Source organism: Duganella sp. BJB476, assembly GCF_003416895.1.
Taxonomy (GTDB): Bacteria; Pseudomonadota; Gammaproteobacteria; order Burkholderiales; family Burkholderiaceae_D; genus Rugamonas.
In genome coordinates this window covers 385,587-402,155 of sequence record NZ_QVIO01000003.1, presented here as the reverse complement: position 1 = coordinate 402,155, position 16,569 = coordinate 385,587, and the positions used below count along the sequence as shown (strand labels likewise).

Here is a 16,569-nt window from a genome sequence, read left to right as displayed (position 1 = left end):
AAATCCTCCATGCTCAAACTCGCCTTGAAGATGACGGCGCGCGACTGGCGCGCCGGCCAGTTGCGCTTTCTGCTGATCGCGCTGACGGTGGCGGTGGCCGCCTTGTCCGCCACCGGCTTCTTCATCGACCGCCTGCGCAGCGGACTCGATCGCGACGCCCACCAGCTGCTGGGCGCCGATGTCGTCATCAACGCCGACCTGCCGGTCAATCCGGCCTGGCGCGCGGAGGCGGCCAAACGCGGCCTGCTGATGACCGACACCATCAGCTTCCCCAGCATGGCGCAGGCGGGCGAGGGCGAGCAATCGACGTCGTTGCTGGCGTCGTTGAAGGCGGTCGGCCCCGGCTACCCGCTGCGCGGCCAGCTGAAGATCACCACCAATCCGGAACAGGCCGAGCAAAGCTACGGCGCGGCCGCCAACAGCGTGCCCGCACCCGGCACCGTGTGGATCGACGCCGGCCTGCTGGGCAGCCTGAAGACTTCCATCGGCGGCCAGATCAAGCTGGGCGACAAGAGCTTCACCGTGGCGCAGCTGATCGCCTCCGAGCCTGACCGCGGCGCCAACTTCCTGGCCTTCGCGCCGCGCGTGATGTTCGCGCTCGGCGACGTCGACGCCACCAATCTGATCCAGCCCGGCTCGCGCGTGTCCTACCGCCTGCTGGTGGCGGCGCCGTCGTCGCTGCAAAACGGCGCGGCTGTCGCCACGGCCTACGAACAATGGCTGCAGGCGCAGATCAAGCAAAGCAATATCAAGGGCGTGCGCGTCGAGTCGCTGGAAAACGGCCGGCCCGAAATGCGCGCCACGCTGGACCGCGCCGACCGCTTCCTGTCGCTGGTCGGCCTGCTGTCGGCGATGCTGGCGGCGGTGGCCGTGGCGATGGCCGCGCGCCGCTTCATGCAGCGCCACCTGGACGCCTGCGCCATGCTGCGCTGCCTGGGCCTGACGCAGAACGAAGTCACGCTGATGTACCTGATCGAATTCCTGATGGTCGGCCTGGCCGGTAGCCTGATGGGCGTGGCGGTCGGTTTCGGCGGCCATTACGTGCTGCTTGAGGTGCTGGGCAAGCTGGTCTCGGCCAGCCTGCCGGCGCCGACCATCTACCCGGCGCTGCAAGGCGTGGCCACCGGCATGCTGCTGCTGGCCGCCTTCGCGCTGCCGCCGATACTGCAACTGCGCAAAGTGCCGCACAACCGCGTGATCCGCCGCGAGCAGGATCCGCCGCAGGTGACCGCGCTGGCCACCTACGGCCTGGGCCTGGCGGGCTTTGTCGCGCTGCTGCTGTGGCAAGCGGGCGATGCGCAGCTGGCGCTGTACACGGCGCTCGGCTTCCTCGGCGCCTTCGCACTGTTTGGCCTGGTGGGCTGGGGCGCGCTGGCCGCGCTCAAGCCGATGCGGCGCGCGATTAACCATCAAAGCTGGCGCTTTGCCATCACTTCGCTGCAGCGCCGGCCCGGCGCGACGGTGGTGCAGATCGTTTCGCTGGCGCTGGGCATGATGGCGCTGCTGGTGCTGACCGTGGTGCGCGGCGACCTGATGACGGCCTGGCGCAACGCCACGCCGCCGGATGCGCCGAACCGCTTCATCATCAACATCCAGCCGGAGCAGGCGGCCGATATCGGCAAGCGCCTGCAGGCGGCGGGCGTAAGCTACGCGCCGCAGTATCCGATGATACGCGGCCGCCTGACCGCGGTGAACGGCAAGCCGGTCACCGCCGAGACCTACACCGACGACCGCGCCAAAGGCCTGGCCGACCGCGAATTCAACCTGTCGACGATGGCGCGGATGCAGGCCGAGAACAAGATCAGCGCCGGCCAGTGGTTCGCCGACAAGCCGGGCGCGCCGGAAGCCTCGGTGGAAGAGGGCATCGCCAAGACACTGAAGTGGAAGCTGGGCGACAAGCTGCGCTTCGACATCGCCGGCACGCCGGTGGACGCCACCATCACCAGCCTGCGCAAGCTGGAATGGGGCTCGATGCGGGTCAACTTCTTCGTCATCATCAACCCGGCGGCGATGACCGAGGTATCGCAGAGCTGGATCACCGCCTTCCACCTGCCGCAGGGGCAGGGCGCGCTGATGAACGCCCTGACGCGCGACTACCCCAACCTGACCATCGTCGATGTGGGCGGCCTGCTGCGCCAGGTACAGTCGGTGCTGGACCAGGTGGTGACGGCGGTGGAATTCCTGTTCGTGTTCACGCTGGCCTCGGGCGTGCTGGTGCTGTACGCGGCGCTGATGGGATCGCAGGATGAACGCACCCGCGAATCGGGCCTGCTGCGCGCGCTCGGTGCGACGCGCAAGCAACTGTCGCAGGCGCAGCTGATCGAGTTCTCGCTGGTGGGCGCCTTGTCCGGCGTGCTGGCGGCGACCGGCGCGGCCGGCATGGGCTGGGCGCTGGCCACGTATCAGTTCAAGTTCGCCTGGAGTTTCAGCCCGGTCGTGTGGCTGGTCGGCCTGGTGGCGGGCGCGCTGTGCGCCATCGCCGGCGGCTGGCTGGGCCTGCGCAACGTGCTGCGTCAGCCACCTCTTCAAACGCTGCGCGAAGCTTAGCGGCCGCTTCAAACCGCCCACAGCTTCGTTGCAGCGCCTTGCCGTGCAGGCGCACTGTCTTCGTCGCTGCGCCTCGCTGCGGGCGGTTTGAAACAGCCGCTTTAGGCCGCGATGCTCTCCTGTGCCGCCCGCTCCTTGAGGAAGTCGGCGTAGGCATAGGGCTGCTGGTCGAAGTAGTGCTTCGGCAGGTCGAACAGCGCCCAGTAGTAGGTCTCGCGGCCCTGGCACACGCGCGGCGCCGCGCAGTAGCGGTGCCAGTTGTCGCCGACCCGGCGCGAGTACATGCCGTCGCCGTCCGGATCGGAGAAGAACGGCAGCACGCGCCGCTCCAGCAGTGCATCCATCAAGGACGGCGGGGCGTCGCTGTCGCGCGCGATCTCGTACTGCGCATACATGCCCTGTTCGGTTTCTATCATCATCAGGCTGGCCTTGCCGTGCTTGTCGAGGAACAGGATGCCGGTCGGATTCGGGAAGATGTAGTGCTCGACGAAGCCCATGCTGGCGCTCAGTTCCTGCACCAGCCGCGCCAGCGCCGGGTCGCCCAGGAAGTTGTAGTTATGCAGCAGCACCAGCTCGCGCAGCGTTTCCGACTGGGTCTCGAAGTAGTCGCGTTGCAGCGCCGCGATTTCCAGTTCCAGGATATCGAGCGCGTGGTCGTCGCTCTTCTTGATGTAGCGGTCGATCAGGCCGCGGTTGAAGGCGCTGACGGCGATCTTCTCGTCGGCCGCGCCGGTGAACAGGATCTTCTTGCAGGGCAGGTGCGCCACCGCTTCGCAGAATTCCAGTCCGTTCATTTGTGGCATCGAATAATCGACCACCAGCACCGACGGCGTGGCGAAGCGATGGCGCTGTTCGCCGATGCGGTAGATGCGCTCCAGGTCCAGCGCCACATTGCACTGGTCGGCCGGCAGGTTGTGCATGTCGAAGTTGACGTGCAGCGGCACGCAGCCCGAATGCGGCTCCTTGCGCAGCCACTGCAGCGCGGTGGTGGTGTCGTGGAAGGTCTGGCTGGCCAGCCTCGGGTCGAGCTGGAACGACAGGCTGCGCAGGAAGGAATCGCTGTCGTCGACCAGCACGGTCAGGGTGGGGTGGGAATAGACTGGCAAATGCATGGGGTCACCTCTGGATGGGCTGCTGCTGGGGAAATTCAAGGATGAAGATGGCGTAGGCGCCCTCGCGCGACACGCAATGGATGTTGGCGTTCCAGGCCAGCATGATCTCCTCGCACAAGGCCAGGCCGATGCCGGCGCCGTTGTGCGGCGGATGGGAATAAAAGCGGCGGAAAATCAACGGCATCTGCTGCGCCGGGATGCCGCAGGCGGTGTCGATGAACAGCAGGCGCGGCGGCCGGTGCGCGCCGTCGACCACGATGCGCACGCGGCCCTTGCCGGCGCGCTGCACCGCCTTGAGCGCGTTGCGCAGCAGGTTCAGCAGGATCACCACCGACAACTCGGTCTGGCCGGCGAAGCTGAAGTCGCGCCGCATTTCCAGCGTCACCAGTTTCTGCTGCGTGGCGTTGGAGAAGGGGTAGCGCTTGAGCACCGCCTCCACCACGCCCTCCATCTTCACTTCTTCCACCGGCCGCAGGTTTTGCCGCACCGCCGTGGCGCTGAGCAGGAACAGGTCGATCATGTGGTTCATGTGGCGCACCTCGAACTGGATGCGCGCCAGCGCGTCGATGGCGCTGAGGCGGTCCTCCTTGGTGCGGTTGCTGGTGTCGGTGTACATGCGCAGCAGGCCGCGCACATTGGCGTCGACGCTGGTGAGCGGGGTGCGCAACTCGTGCGCCACGGTGGCCAGGCCGGCGCCCAGGCCGGCCAGCTTTTCCTGCGCCAGCACGTGGCGGCTGATCTTGGCGGCCGACAGCGCGGCGATGGTGAACAGGTGGATCGGCAGCTGCTGCAGCACCAGCGGACTCAGCATCGCCGCGCCTTCGCCCAGCATGGCGGCGGACACGCAGGCCACGCTGGTGCCGATCAGGTAAGCCTTGGCGGCCAGGCTGGTGTCGAAGTGGAACAACACCACCAGCCCGATCAGCAGCGACTCGCTCCACACGCCCGAGCCGTGGTTCATCAGGAACATGAAGGTGAAGAAGAACGGGAAGATGTAGCTGAGCGTGACCAGCAGGTACACATGCAGCATGCGGCGGCTGAACTGGCGGGCGAACAGGCCCAGCGCGCACAGCAGGATGCCCAGCAGGCGCAGCGGCAGGCTTTCGTATTCCTGGGGGAAGAAATTCTGCCAGATCACGTAGTACAGCGGCATGCCCACCGTGCCTATGCTGGCCAACAGCAGCACGCGCACCAGCGCATGGTCCTCGCGGCCATGGTAGAGCAACAGCGACTGGAGCATGCCGTGCTGCCAGTGTTTCCAACGTTCTTGCAGGGGAGGCGTCATGGGCAAATTGACTTTTATCAAGGTGCCATGATGGCCTTAAATTGCAACGCGCTCATGCATATCAAATGATTAATTGATCGGTATCAATTACCTCTTGTTTTTTTGGCCTCATGGTTGGCATCGTATTCATAAAAAAACAACCATTCCGAAACAACGAAAGGAACCAGAAAATGCCCAACGCGATTGCTCAAAATCATGCCCATGCCCAGATGTTTGCCTTGCCAGCCGAGCAGCACATGCCCGACTTTGTCACCCGGCGTATGGATGAACACTACGTCACCCGTATCGAGTTACTGTTGGGCGGCGAACACCCGCACGCCTGGCAACCGACGCCGGCCGGCGCGGTGTTCCTGGCCGGGAACGACTACCTGTGCCTGGCCGGCGAGCCGTCATTGATGCAGGCGCAGATGGCGGCGCTGGCCAACAGCCAGGGTGAGCTGTTGATGTCGGCCGTGTATCTGCAGGAAGGCAGCGCGCAGCACCGGCTGGAGCGCAAGTTTGCCCGCTTCATGGGGGCGCAGGACGGCATCCTGGCGCAGTCCGGCTGGGCCGCCAACGTCGGACTGGTGCAGACGCTGGCGGCGCCCGGCATCCCGGTCTACCTGGACATGCAGGCGCACGCCTCGCTGTGGGAAGGCGTGCAGTCGGCCGGCGCGCTGCCGGTGCCCTTCCTGCACAACGACCTGGAGCATCTGCAAAAGCAGCTGGCGCGCCACGGACGCGGGCTGATCGTGGTCGACGCGCTGTACAGCACCAACGGCAGCGTGGCGCCGTTGCGCGAGCTGGTGGAGATCGCCGAGCACAGCGGCTGCCTGCTGATCGTCGACGAATCGCATTCGCTGGGCACGCACGGCCCGCGTGGCGCCGGGCTGGTGGCGGAGCTGGGCTTGAGCGAGCGGGTGCATTTCCGCACGGCGTCGCTGGCCAAGGCGTTTGCCGGGCGCGCCGGCTTCATCACTTGTTCCAGCAAATTCAAGGGTTACTTCCTGTCGGAATCGCGCCCGGCCATCTTCAGTTCCTGCCTGCTGGGGCATGAGCTGGCGTGGTTCGACGCCGCCATCGATTTCATCGCCGCCGCCGACGACCGCCGCGCCGCGCTGCGCGCGCATGCGGTCGAGGTGCGCGAGGAGTTGAGCGCGCTGGGTTACAACGTCAGCGACGGCAGCGAGCAGATCATCGCGCTGGAGCCCGGCCCGGAGCCGAAGACGCTGGCGCTGCGCAAGCTGCTGGAGCGGCACGGCGTCTACGGCGCCATGTTCTGCGCACCGGCCACGCCAAAGAACCGCTCGCTGGTGCGGCTGACGCTGAATTCGGGCCTGGACCGGATGCAGCTGTCGCGCATCATCCAGGCTTGCGACGACATCCGCGACGAGGCCGACCTGGAAAACTGGTCGTCGACCCGGCGCATGCGCCGGCTTGCGCTGGTGTGATCCCCTCCGATCGCCGCCTGGTACGCTATCATGGAGCTTATGACTGAATCCCGAACTCTCTACGAAGTTATCGGCGGCGAATCGCGCGTGCGCGAGATGGTCGACCGTTTTTATGACCTGATGGAACTGGAACCGGAGTTTGCGCTGCTGCGCGCCGCCCACCCTCCCACGCTGGACAATGCGCGCGAGCGCCTGTTCATGTTCCTGAGCGGCTGGATGGGCGGGCCGGACCTGTACATCGAAGCGCACGGCCATCCGCGCCTGCGCATGCGGCACATGCCGTTCGCCATCGGCACCCAGGAGCGCGACCAGTGGCTGCGCGCGATGGCGTGGGCGATGGAAGATGTCGGCATCGACGAGGCGCTGCGTTTGCGGTTGATGGAGTCCTTCTATCAAACCGCCGACTGGATGCGCAACAAGCCGGATTGACCCTATGAGCCAGATCGAATTCTATGTGCTGCTGGCCGCGCTTGCGGTTGTTCTCGTCTTGCAGGCGCTGTCGCTGCTGCGCGCGCGCGGGCCGGCGGGCGGCGGCGGGGACCTGGCCGAACGCATCGAGCGCGTCGAGCGCGAAGTGCGCATGCAGTTGCAGACCACGGCGCAAGCCACGCACGCGGCCAGCGTGCAGCAGTTCGAAGCGATGCGCCGCCAGCTGGAGGCGCAAGGGCTGGTCGGACGCGATGAGCAGGGCCGCGGCCTGAAGCAGTTCGCCGACAGCATGAATCAAACGCTGGCGCGGCTGACCGAATCGAATGCCGCACGCATGCAGGAGGTGCGCGCCACGCTGGAAGCCAAGATCAAGGATCTGCAAACGGACAACGGCGCGCGGCTGGAAGAGATGCGCAAGACCGTCGACGAGAAGCTGCACGCGACGCTGGAGGCGCGCCTGAGCGCCTCGTTCCAGCAGGTGTCGGAGCGCCTGGAGCGGGTGCACCAGGGGCTGGGCGAGATGCAGCAGCTGGCGCTGGGCGTGGGCGACCTGAAACGGGTGCTGACCAATGTGAAGACACGCGGCACCTGGGGCGAGGTGCAGCTGGAGATGCTGCTGGAGCAGGTGCTGACGCCGGAGCAGTACGCAAAGAACGTCGAGACCATCGCCGGCAGCGGCGCGCGGGTGGAGTTCGCGCTCAAGCTGCCGGGCCAGGTCGAGGGCGGGGCGCCGGTGTGGATGCCGATCGACGCCAAGTTCCCGAAGGAGCAGTACGAGCGCCTGCTGGACGCCGCCGACCGCGCCGACGCGGAAGGCGTGGCGCAGGCCGGTCGCGAGCTGGAACGCGCGGTGCGCGGCGAGGCCAAGACCATCTCGGAAAAATACGTGTCGCCGCCGCACACCACCGATTTTGCCATCCTGTTCCTGCCGACCGAAGGCCTGTACGCGGAAGTGATGCGCCGTCCCGGCCTGGCCGACGAGCTGCAGCGCGTGCACCGCATCAGCATCGCCGGGCCGTCGACCTTGTCGGCGCTGCTCAACAGCTTGCAGATGGGCTTCCGCACGCTGGCGCTGGAGAAGCGCTCGTCGGAAGTGTGGCAGGTGCTGGGCGCGGTGAAGACGGAGTTCGGCAAGTTCGGCGACGTGCTGTCGGCCACCAAGCTGGCGCTGGAGCGGGCCGCCAAGAACATCGAATCGGCCGAGACCCGCAGCCGTCAGATGGCGCGCAAGCTGAAGTCGGTGGAGGCGCTGCCGAGCGAGGCGGCGCAGCTGCTGCTGGGCCCTGAGATTGAAAAGCAGGATCTCGACATAGACTAGAACGGAGGCTGATATGCCAGGTCGCACTCTCGATTTTTCCACGGTCGGCACACCAGCCGTCCAGCGCAACAAGATCGTCAGCGCGGCCGATGCGGTCGGCCTGATACGCGACGGCGACACCATCGCCACCGGCGGCTTTGTCGGCGTCGGCTTCGCGGAGAATATCGCGGTGGCGCTGGAACGGCGCTTCCTGGCCGCCGACAGCGGCGGCCATCCGCGCGACCTGACGCTGCTCTACGCGGCAGGGCAGGGCGATGGCAAGGAGCGCGGCCTGAATCACTTCGGCCACGAGGGCCTGCTCAAGCGCGTGATCGGCGGCCACTGGAGCCTGGTGCCCAAGCTCCAGCAGCTGGCCATGACCGGCAAGATCGAAGCCTACAACCTGCCGCAGGGCGTCATCAGCCAGCTGTTCCGCGACACGGCCGCCGGCAAGCCCGGTTTGCTGACGCACGTCGGTCTGGGCACCTTTGTCGATCCGCGCCACGGCGGCGGCAAGATCAACGCCCGCACCACCGAGGAGCTGGTCGAGCTGCTGACGCTGGGCGGCAAGGAATACCTGTTCTACAAAACGCAACCGGTGCACGTGGGGATCATCCGCGGCACCACGGCGGACGCGCTGGGCAACATCACCATGGAGCGCGAGGCGTTGACGTTGGAGGCGCTGGCGATCGCGATGGCGGCGCATAATTCGGGCGGCATCGTCATCGTGCAGGTCGAGCGCATCGCGGAGCGCGGCACGCTCAATCCGCGCCAGGTCAAGATCCCCGGCATCCTGGTCGATTGCGTGGTGGTGGCGGAAAAGCCCGAATACCATATGCAGACTTTCGCCGAGCCGTACAACCCGGCCTACTCGGGCGAGTTGCGCGTGCCCTTGTCGGCGGTGGCGCCGATGGCCATGTCGGAGCGGAAGATCATCGCCCGCCGCGCGCTGATGGAGCTGCGGCCGAACAACGTCGTCAACCTCGGCATCGGCATGCCGGAAGGCGTGGCGGCGGTGGCGGCGGAAGAGAAACTGCTCGACCTGGTCACGTTGACGGCGGAGCCAGGCGTGATCGGCGGCATGCCGGCCGGCGGCTTGAACTTCGGCGCGGCCACCAACGCCGACGCGGTTATCGACCAGCCTTACCAGTTCGACTTCTACGACGGCGGCGGGCTGGATGTGGCGGTGCTCGGGCTGGCGCAGGCCGACCGCCACGGCAACCTGAACGTCAGCAAATTCGGCAGCAAGCTGGCCGGCGCCGGAGGCTTCATCAACATCAGCCAGAACGCGCGCAAGGTGGTGTTTGTCGGCACCTTCATGGCGGACAAGGGCGCGACCCGCAAATTCATCAACGAGGTGGAGCACCGCACCTACAGCGGCGAGTATGCGGCGCGGCGCGGGCAGGAGGCCTTGTTCATCACCGAGCGCTGCGTGTTGCGGCTGGTGCTGGACGGCGGCATGTCCGGGCTGGAGCTGATCGAGATCGCACCCGGCGTGGACGTGGAGCGCGACATCCTGGCGCACATGGATTTCAAGCCGGCGATCAGCGCGCAGTTGAAGGTGATGGACGCGCGCATCTTCGCGCCGCTGGCGATGAACTGGCGCGGCGACTTCCTGGCGCTGCCGCTGGACCAGCGGCTGGTGTACGACGCACAGCAGGAGCTCTTTTTCGTCAACTTCGAAGGCTTCGAAATCAGCGATGCCGAGACCATCGCCACGATTTGCACGATGGTGGCGGAGCGCCTGGCGCCGCTGGGCCGCAAGGTGCCGGCGGTGATCAACTACGATAACTTCTCGATCGCGCCGGATTTGATGGACCAATACGTGGCGGCGGTGAACCAGCTGGCGGAACGCTACTACAGCAAGGTCACGCGCTACGCGCACAGCACCTTCATGCGCGCCAGCCTGGGGCGCGCCTTCCGCCGCATCGAGAAGGACGCGGCGCTGTTCGCCAACTCGGCCGAGGCGCTGCTGCGTTTGCAAGAGCCCTGAGTCCATATTTGTGCTTGTTTGTGCGTATTTGTTTACACTTTGTGCATGAGTGTGTACACTTTTGCGCATGAAACGAGAAAACCTCCTGCTGCAAGAGCGCCATGACCTGATATTGAAGCAACTGGAGGCCGATGGCCGTGTGATTGCTGCCGTGCTGGCACTGGACCTGAACGTCACCGAAGATACGATACGGCGCGACCTGCGCGACCTGGCCGCCGCCGGCTTGTGCCAGAAAGTGTATGGCGGCGCCGTGCGCATCGCCGCCGCGCCGGAATCCGGCACGCTGACCCAGCGCCTCGGCCGCCAGCAGTCCGGCAAATCGCGCCTGGCGGCCGCTGCCGCCACGCTGGTGAAGCCGGGCAGTGTGGTCTTCCTCGATGCGGGTTCAAGCAACCTCGCCATTGCAGAAGCTTTGCCGAAGGTGCCGCTGACGGTGCTGACCAACGCGCCCTCAATTGCGGCGCGGCTGCTGGAATGTCCCCACATAGAACTGATCATGATCGGCGGCCGCGTCAAGCAGGGCCTGGGCGGCAGCGTTGGTGCGACCGCGCTGCGCGAGGTGGAACTGCTGCGGCCGGACCTGTATTTCATCGGCGCTTGCGGCGTCGATCTGCATGCCGGCATCACCGCCGTCGATTTCGAAGAGGCCGAATTCAAGCGCCGTCTGGCAGCGCATAGCAAGGCCACCGCCGTCGTCGCAACCGCTGAGAAGCTGGGCGCGGTCGCGTCCTTCCTGGTGTTGCCGATCGCCGAATTGACGCATCTGGTGGTCGAACAGGATACCGATGCGCGGTTGATGGATGCCTATTCCGCAGCCGGCACCCGCCTGCTGCGCGCCGAATAATGAAAGCGGACCAGATGAGCACCGGCTTACAACAACGAATTTCAACCCGCCTGGCCTTCCTGGCTGCGGGCATGGCGATGTCGGCCTGGGCGCCGCTGGTGCCGTTTGCGCAGGCGCGCACCGGCGTCGAGCCGGGCCAGCTTGGCCTGCTGCTGCTTTGCCTGGGCATAGGTTCGCTGCTGGCGATGCCGGTGACCGGCGTGCTGGCCGCGCGCTTCGGCTGCCGCCGCATCATCCTGCTGTCCGGCCTCGGATGCTGCCTGGTGTTTCCCTTCCTGGCGATGGCGCCGACGGCGTGGTCGCTGGCGTTGGTGTTGTTCCTGTTCGGCGCGACGATAGGCACGCTGGACGTGGCGATGAATATCCAGGCCGTGATCGTCGAGAAGGAATACGACGGCGCGCTGATGTCGGGCTTTCACGGCTTGTTCAGCGTGGGCGGCATCGTGGGCGCAGGTGGCATGACGCTGATGCTGTGGGTGGGACTGGACCTGGTCGCATCATCGCTGATACTGGCGGCCGCCGTTGCGCTGGTGCTGGTCTACGCCGGCCCGCATCTGTTGCGCGATCCTGCGCCGTCGGAGCGCGATGCGCCCTTGTTCGCCGTGCCGCGTGGTGCGGTGGTATTGATCGGCGCCTTATGCTCGCTGGTGTTCCTGGCCGAAGGCGCGGTGCTGGACTGGAGCGCAGTGTTCCTGACCAGCGGCGGCGGCTTCACGGCCGGGCAGGGAGGACTTGGTTATGCAGCCTTCGCGGTGGCGATGACAGTCGGACGGCTCAATGGCGACAAGCTGGTGCAGCGCTGGGGCGGCGCGCGGTTGCTGCTGTTGGGCGGCTTGTGCGCGGCGTTGGGATTCCTGAGCGTGGTGCTGGCGCCGTCGCCATGGATTGCGCTGGCCGGTTTCGCCTTGATCGGCACCGGCGCATCGAACATCGTGCCGGTGCTGTTCAGCGCTGCGGGGAGTCAGCAGGACATGCCTGCCAGCCTGGCCATCAGTGCCATCACCACCATCGGCTATGCAGGTATTTTGGCCGGGCCGGGACTGATAGGATTTGTGGCGCATGCGTTTGGATTGCAGCTGGCGTTTGCGGGTCTCGCCTGCGGCATGTTGCTGGTGGCGGCCAGCGCCCGCATGGGCGTGGCCTCGCTGCGGAGCGCGGGCTAGTGTCCTGCTAACGACTGGCCAGGCGCTCCAGCCGCAGGCGGTGGCGCTCGTCGGTGACGCTGCGCGCCGCCAGGTAGACCGCCAGCGTGACCGACAGCCCGCTGCCGCCGGCCAGCAGGAACATCAGCAGGATCTGGTAGCGCACCGCGTCCATCGGGTCCATGCCGGCGAGGATCTGGCCGGTCATGATGCCGGGCAGGGTGATGATGCCGGCGGCCGACATCTGGTTGATCAGCGGAATCAGCCCCTTGCGCACCGACTCGCGGATCAGCGGCGCCAGCGCTTCGGTGCGGGTGGCGCCCAGCACCAGTTGCGCTTCGATGGCGTTGCGCGAGTTGATCACGCCGCCGTAGAAGGTGTCCAATCCCAGGCTGGCCGAATTGAGCACGTTGCCCAGCACGATGCCGATCAGCGGGATCGCGTATTGCGGCTCGTACCAAGGCGTCGGATGCAGCACTGTCAGCAGCGCCAGCATCGCGGTGGCGACGCTGGACAGGCCGACGCTGGCGGTGGCCAGCCACACGCCGGGCCAGCCGCGCAAACCGTGCGCGGGCCGCATCGCCACCTCGCGCGCGGCGGCGACGATCATCAGCAGCGCCACGGCCAGCGTGGCGGCCGGCGAAGCCAGCGCGAACACCCAGCGCAGCACCAGTCCGACCAGCAGCAACTGCACCACCATGCGCGTGGCGGACCACAGTATCTTGCGCTGCATGCGCAGGCCCAGGTAAGCGGAAATGCCGGCATTGAGCAGCACCAGCGAGGAGGCGATGGCGAGGTCGATGGCACCTGGCTGGATTGGCGTCATGCCGGCGCTCATGGCGTGGTCCCGTTTTCGGTGAGGCGGCGCTTGCACATCGTCATGCTGCGGTGGCCCAGTGTTTGCGCCTGCGCTTCGGAGTGGGTGACCAGGATGATGGCGAGGCCCGCAGCCAGCTCCTTTTGCAGCAGTTGTTCGGTGGCGGCGACGGCGGCCGGGTCCAGCGCGGCGGTGGGCTCGTCGAGCAGCAGCACCCGAGGCTTGCAGGCCAGTGAGCGCACCAGGGCCATGCGTTGCCGCTCGCCGGTGGAGAGGCGGCTGATGTCTGCCGCCAGCAGCGACGGCGACAGGTTCAGTTGTGGCAGCAGCTCGCGCACGCGCGCCATCTGCGCGGGCTTGAAATGGTCGCCGGCGGTCGGCAGCCACCATGCGGCTTCGGCGGGCTGGTAGACCACGCCGGCGCGCCACGCGGGCGCGCTCATGCCGGAGCGCGGCAGGCCGTCCAGCAGGGCCTCGCCGGTGTTGGGGTCGAGATCGCACAGCATGCGCAGCAGCAGGCTTTTACCCGCGCCCGATGGGCCGGAGATGGTCAGGCATTCACCCGCTGCCAGGTCGAAGGAAAACGGACCGGCCAGCGGTGATTGCAGGTTGCGGATGCGCAGGAGGGCGGTTCCGTTGGGCTGGATCATCTGCTCAGATCAAGCCATCGAACAGCAGCACCTCGACCATTTCGCCGGCGGCGATGTCCGCCTGCGCTTCGTGCAGCACGACGATGCAGTTCGCCTCCGTCATGGAGCTCAGGATGCCGGAGCCCTGCGCTCCCGTGAGACGCACTTGCGGCGCGCCGTCGGCACTGGTGCTGACAATGCCGCGCTGGTATTCGGTGCGGCCGGGGCGTTTGCGGATCGCTTCCGTGGTGCGGGCCTGCATCGCCTGTTGCGTCGCCTGCGTGCCCATCATGCGCAGCAGCGCGGGACGGGCGAACATGTAGAACGACACCATCACCGCCACCGGATTGCCGGGCAGGCCAAACAGCCAGGCGCTGTCTGCCTCGCTGCGGACCTGGCCGAAGGCGAGCGGACGGCCGGGACGCATCGCCAGCTTCCAGAAGGCGACGTCGCCGATGCGGCCGAGGATGTCGCGCGTGTAGTCGGCCGCGCCTTCCGAGACGCCGCCGGATGTGATGATGGCGTCGGCGTTGGCGCAGGCATCCAGCAGCGCCGCTTCCAGCGCGGCCGGATCGTCGCGCACGATGCCCATGTCGATGACGTCGCAGCCCAGCCGCGTCAGCATGCCGAACAGCGTGTAGCGGTTGCTGTCGTAGACGCAGCCGTCGTCGAGGGGCTGGCCCAGCGAGCGCAGTTCGTCGCCGGTGGAGAAGAAGGCCACGCGCAGCTTGCGCCGCACGGCGACTTCGCCGATGCCGAGCGAGGCCACCAGGCCCAGGTCGGCGGGGCGGATGATTTTGCCCCGGGCCAGTGCGACGCCGCCGGCCTTCAAATCTTCGCCGGCGAAGCGGCGGTTGGCGCCGGTGCGGATGGCGCCGTGGCGGATGGTGACGGTGTCGTCGCCGATGTGCGCGGCCAGTTCCTGCGGCAGCACGCTGTCGCAGCCGGGCGGCATGGCGGCGCCGGTCATGATGCGGATGCACTCGCCGGCTTGCGGCGCCTGCGCGCACGGGCGGCCGGCGTAGGCGATGCCGATCACTTTGAATGTGGCGTCGGGCGCGCCGGCTGGAGGCAGGTCGGCGCCGCGCAGCGCGTAGCCGTCCATCGCCGAGTTGTCATAGGCCGGCACGTTGATCGGCGAGATGATGTCTTCTGCCAGCACGCGATCGAGGGCGTCGCGCAGCGCGAGCCGCTCGGTGGCGGCGACTGGCGTCACGCGTTCGCAGATGATGCGCTGCGCTTCGGCCACGGGCAGCGCGCCGGGATCGGCCGCACGGATGGCTACGGGTGCGGGTGCGCGTTCGTGCTGCTGCAGCTCGGCCAGCGTGTTGATGTTGCGGAAGGCGTCGGCGTCGTCGAACATCACCTCGGCCACGCGCAGCGATTTGAACCAGCTTTCCATGCGGCGCGCGCCGGTGTCCAGGTAGGCGTCCAGCTGCGGCAGCAGGCTGGCTTTGAGCAGGGCAAACACCGGATGCGGCTGGCGATGTGGTTCGGCGCCTGCTTCGGATTCCATGGTCACCGCCAGCGCGACGTCGGCGTCCTGCGCCTGCATCGCAGCGTACAGGCGTTCGGCCAGGTCTTCAGGCAGGAAAGGGGAGTCGCAGGGAGCGGTCAGCAGCAGTTCGGTGGGGCAGTACTGGAGGCCGATCTGCAAGCCGGCCAGCGGGCCTTCAAAGCCGTCCAGGTAGTCCGGCAGCACCGGCGCTTCGCCGGCTACGGCCTGGTACTGCGGCAGGTTGCGGTTGGCGTTGATGACGACGGTGGCCGCTTGCGGCGCCAGGCGGCGCATCACATGTTCCACCAGCGTGGCGCCGCGGAATGGCTGCAGACCCTTGTCGACACGGCCCATGCGCGTGCCGCGTCCACCCGCCAGTATCAGTCCGGTGACCTTGCTCTTCAAAGACAAACTATCCTCCGATGTAAGACATTTCCACTTTGTTGGCGCTGCGTGGCAGGCCGTCGGTGTTATTGGTGCGCAGCTCCGAGTAGCGGTCGCCGCGCGCGCGCCACAGCTGCGCCAGCACGGTGCTGATTTCCGCGTCGCTGCGGCCGTCGCGCAGCAGGGCGCGCAGATCGTGGCCGCTGGTGGCGAACAGACAAGTGTACAGCTTACCCTCGGTCGACAGGCGCGCGCGGGTACAGTCGCCGCAGAAGGCGTGGGATACACTTGAGATCAGGCCGATCTCGCCAGCGCCGTCGGCGTAGCGCCAACGCGCGGCGGTCTCGCCGGTGTAGTTGGCGGATAGCGGTTCCAGCGGCATCTCAGCGTGGATGCGGCTTACCACCTCCGCCGAGGGGATGACCTCGTCCATTTTCCAGCCGTTGGAAGCGCCGACGTCCATGTATTCGATGAAGCGCAGGATGTAAGGCGTGTTCCTGAAATGGCGCGCCATCGGCAGGATTTCCTGGTCGTTCATGCCGGCCTTGACCACCATGTTGATCTTGACCGGGCCCAGGCCGACTTGATGTGCAACATCTATTCCGTGCAGCACGTCGTCGACCGAGAAGTCGACATCGTTCATTTTCTGGAAGGTGGCGTTGTCGAGCGCGTCGAGCGAGACAGTGATGCGTTGCAGGCCGGCGTCCTTGAGCGACTGCGCCTTGCGGGCCAGCAGCGAGGCGTTGGTGGTTAGCGTCAGGTCCAGCGGCTTGCCGTGGACGGTCTTCAGTTCGGCCAGCATGCCGACCAGTTTTTCGATGTTCTTGCGCAGCAGCGGCTCGCCGCCGGTCAGGCGGATTTTTTCGACGCCGTGGGCGATGAAGGTTTGCGCCAGGCGGGTGATCTCTTCGAACGACAGCAGCGAGGTGTGCGGCAGGTATTGATAGTCGCTGTCGAACACCGCCTTGGGCATGCAGTAGACGCAGCGGAAATTGCAGCGGTCGGTGACGGAGATGCGCAGGTCGTGCAACGGACGGGCCAGCTGATCGCTCAACAGGCCGGTTGGCGCTTCCAGGATAGCGGGGACGGCGGGCGGCGCGGGGCGCTGGCTGGCCATCATGATAATTTTCTCTGCCATGACTCTACAATCTTGCTGTTTTTG

The 16,569-nt window shown here is 66.6% G+C and carries 14 protein-coding genes; 7 read left to right on the top strand and 7 right to left on the bottom strand.

Annotation, left to right across the window (positions count from 1 at the left end):
- Positions 1-9 precede the first annotated feature (9 nt).
- On the top strand, positions 10-2,547 hold the full coding sequence (locus D0T21_RS15150) for an ABC transporter permease (RefSeq protein ID WP_116990437.1): 2,538 nt from the start codon (positions 10-12) through the stop codon (positions 2,545-2,547).
- 101 nt (positions 2,548-2,648) lie between these two features.
- Here D0T21_RS15150 and D0T21_RS15145 read toward each other — a convergent pair whose 3' ends face one another.
- The 3 genes from D0T21_RS15145 to D0T21_RS32450 form a co-directional block, all read right to left on the bottom strand.
- Positions 2,649-3,659 (bottom strand): response regulator, encoded by a 1,011-nt coding sequence (locus tag D0T21_RS15145; RefSeq protein WP_116990436.1) that lies wholly within the window; start codon positions 3,657-3,659, stop codon positions 2,649-2,651.
- 4 nt (positions 3,660-3,663) lie between these two features.
- Positions 3,664-4,944: a sensor histidine kinase KdpD gene (locus D0T21_RS15140; RefSeq protein ID WP_116990435.1), complete on the bottom strand. Its 1,281-nt coding sequence runs from the start codon at positions 4,942-4,944 to the stop codon at positions 3,664-3,666.
- A gap of 83 nt (positions 4,945-5,027) precedes the next feature.
- The gene (locus D0T21_RS32450; RefSeq protein ID WP_229211521.1) at positions 5,028-5,216 is read right to left on the bottom strand and encodes a hypothetical protein; all 189 of its coding nucleotides are present in this window, start codon (positions 5,214-5,216) and stop codon (positions 5,028-5,030) included.
- Between D0T21_RS32450 and cqsA the strand changes: the two genes are divergently transcribed.
- From cqsA to D0T21_RS15110, 6 genes are all read left to right on the top strand, one after another.
- Positions 5,154-6,374, top strand: a complete 1,221-nt coding sequence (gene cqsA / locus D0T21_RS15135; RefSeq protein ID WP_229211513.1) for an alpha-hydroxyketone-type quorum-sensing autoinducer synthase — start codon at positions 5,154-5,156, stop codon at positions 6,372-6,374. The two genes, D0T21_RS32450 and cqsA, sit on opposite strands and share 63 nt — an antisense overlap.
- Positions 6,375-6,404: 30 nt before the next feature.
- The gene (locus D0T21_RS15130) at positions 6,405-6,803 is read left to right on the top strand and encodes a group II truncated hemoglobin (RefSeq protein ID WP_116990433.1); all 399 of its coding nucleotides are present in this window, start codon (positions 6,405-6,407) and stop codon (positions 6,801-6,803) included.
- Positions 6,804-6,807: 4 nt separating this feature from the next.
- On the top strand, positions 6,808-8,121 hold the full coding sequence (locus D0T21_RS15125) for a DNA recombination protein RmuC (protein ID WP_116990432.1): 1,314 nt from the start codon (positions 6,808-6,810) through the stop codon (positions 8,119-8,121).
- A 13-nt stretch (positions 8,122-8,134) separates the two neighbouring features.
- Positions 8,135-10,093 carry an acyl CoA:acetate/3-ketoacid CoA transferase gene (locus D0T21_RS15120; RefSeq protein WP_116990431.1) on the top strand — a complete coding sequence of 653 codons (1,959 nt, stop codon included), beginning with the start codon at positions 8,135-8,137 and terminating at the stop codon, positions 10,091-10,093.
- A 67-nt stretch (positions 10,094-10,160) separates the two neighbouring features.
- Positions 10,161-10,937, top strand: coding sequence for a DeoR/GlpR family DNA-binding transcription regulator (locus D0T21_RS15115; RefSeq protein ID WP_116990670.1), 777 nt, complete (start codon positions 10,161-10,163; stop codon positions 10,935-10,937).
- Positions 10,938-10,951: 14 nt separating this feature from the next.
- Entirely contained in the window at positions 10,952-12,100 is a 1,149-nt protein-coding gene (locus D0T21_RS15110; protein ID WP_199538472.1) for an MFS transporter, read from the top strand.
- 7 nt (positions 12,101-12,107) lie between these two features.
- Here the strand turns inward: D0T21_RS15110 and fetB are convergent, their stop codons facing one another.
- From fetB to moaA, 4 genes are read right to left on the bottom strand one after another with little or no spacing between them, the layout of a single operon-like run.
- The gene (gene fetB / locus D0T21_RS15105) at positions 12,108-12,905 is read right to left on the bottom strand and encodes an iron export ABC transporter permease subunit FetB (RefSeq protein WP_116990669.1); all 798 of its coding nucleotides are present in this window, start codon (positions 12,903-12,905) and stop codon (positions 12,108-12,110) included.
- An 8-nt stretch (positions 12,906-12,913) separates the two neighbouring features.
- Positions 12,914-13,546 carry an ATP-binding cassette domain-containing protein gene (locus D0T21_RS15100; protein ID WP_116990429.1) on the bottom strand — a complete coding sequence of 211 codons (633 nt, stop codon included), beginning with the start codon at positions 13,544-13,546 and terminating at the stop codon, positions 12,914-12,916.
- 4 nt (positions 13,547-13,550) lie between these two features.
- Positions 13,551-15,434, bottom strand: coding sequence for a gephyrin-like molybdotransferase Glp (glp, locus tag D0T21_RS15095; protein ID WP_116990428.1), 1,884 nt, complete (start codon positions 15,432-15,434; stop codon positions 13,551-13,553).
- A 1-nt stretch (position 15,435) separates the two neighbouring features.
- On the bottom strand, positions 15,436-16,545 hold the full coding sequence (gene moaA, locus D0T21_RS15090) for a GTP 3',8-cyclase MoaA (protein WP_116990427.1): 1,110 nt from the start codon (positions 16,543-16,545) through the stop codon (positions 15,436-15,438).
- Positions 16,546-16,569: the final 24 nt, after the last annotated feature.

Coding starts and splice junctions, on each gene's coding strand:
- D0T21_RS15140 (WP_116990435.1), bottom strand. CDS start 4,944: ATGACGCCTCCCCTGCAAGAACGTTGGAAACACTGGCAGCACGGCATG.
- D0T21_RS15125 (WP_116990432.1), top strand. CDS start 6,808: ATGAGCCAGATCGAATTCTATGTGCTGCTGGCCGCGCTTGCGGTTGTT.
- D0T21_RS15130 (WP_116990433.1), top strand. CDS start 6,405: ATGGAGCTTATGACTGAATCCCGAACTCTCTACGAAGTTATCGGCGGC.
- D0T21_RS15120 (WP_116990431.1), top strand. CDS start 8,135: ATGCCAGGTCGCACTCTCGATTTTTCCACGGTCGGCACACCAGCCGTC.
- D0T21_RS15115 (WP_116990670.1), top strand. CDS start 10,161: ATGAAACGAGAAAACCTCCTGCTGCAAGAGCGCCATGACCTGATATTG.
- cqsA (WP_229211513.1), top strand. CDS start 5,154: ATGTTTGCCTTGCCAGCCGAGCAGCACATGCCCGACTTTGTCACCCGG.
- D0T21_RS15110 (WP_199538472.1), top strand. CDS start 10,952: ATGAGCACCGGCTTACAACAACGAATTTCAACCCGCCTGGCCTTCCTG.
- moaA (WP_116990427.1), bottom strand. CDS start 16,545: ATGGCAGAGAAAATTATCATGATGGCCAGCCAGCGCCCCGCGCCGCCC.
- D0T21_RS15100 (WP_116990429.1), bottom strand. CDS start 13,546: ATGATCCAGCCCAACGGAACCGCCCTCCTGCGCATCCGCAACCTGCAA.
- D0T21_RS15150 (WP_116990437.1), top strand. CDS start 10: ATGCTCAAACTCGCCTTGAAGATGACGGCGCGCGACTGGCGCGCCGGC.
- D0T21_RS15145 (WP_116990436.1), bottom strand. CDS start 3,659: ATGCATTTGCCAGTCTATTCCCACCCCACCCTGACCGTGCTGGTCGAC.
- fetB (WP_116990669.1), bottom strand. CDS start 12,905: ATGACGCCAATCCAGCCAGGTGCCATCGACCTCGCCATCGCCTCCTCG.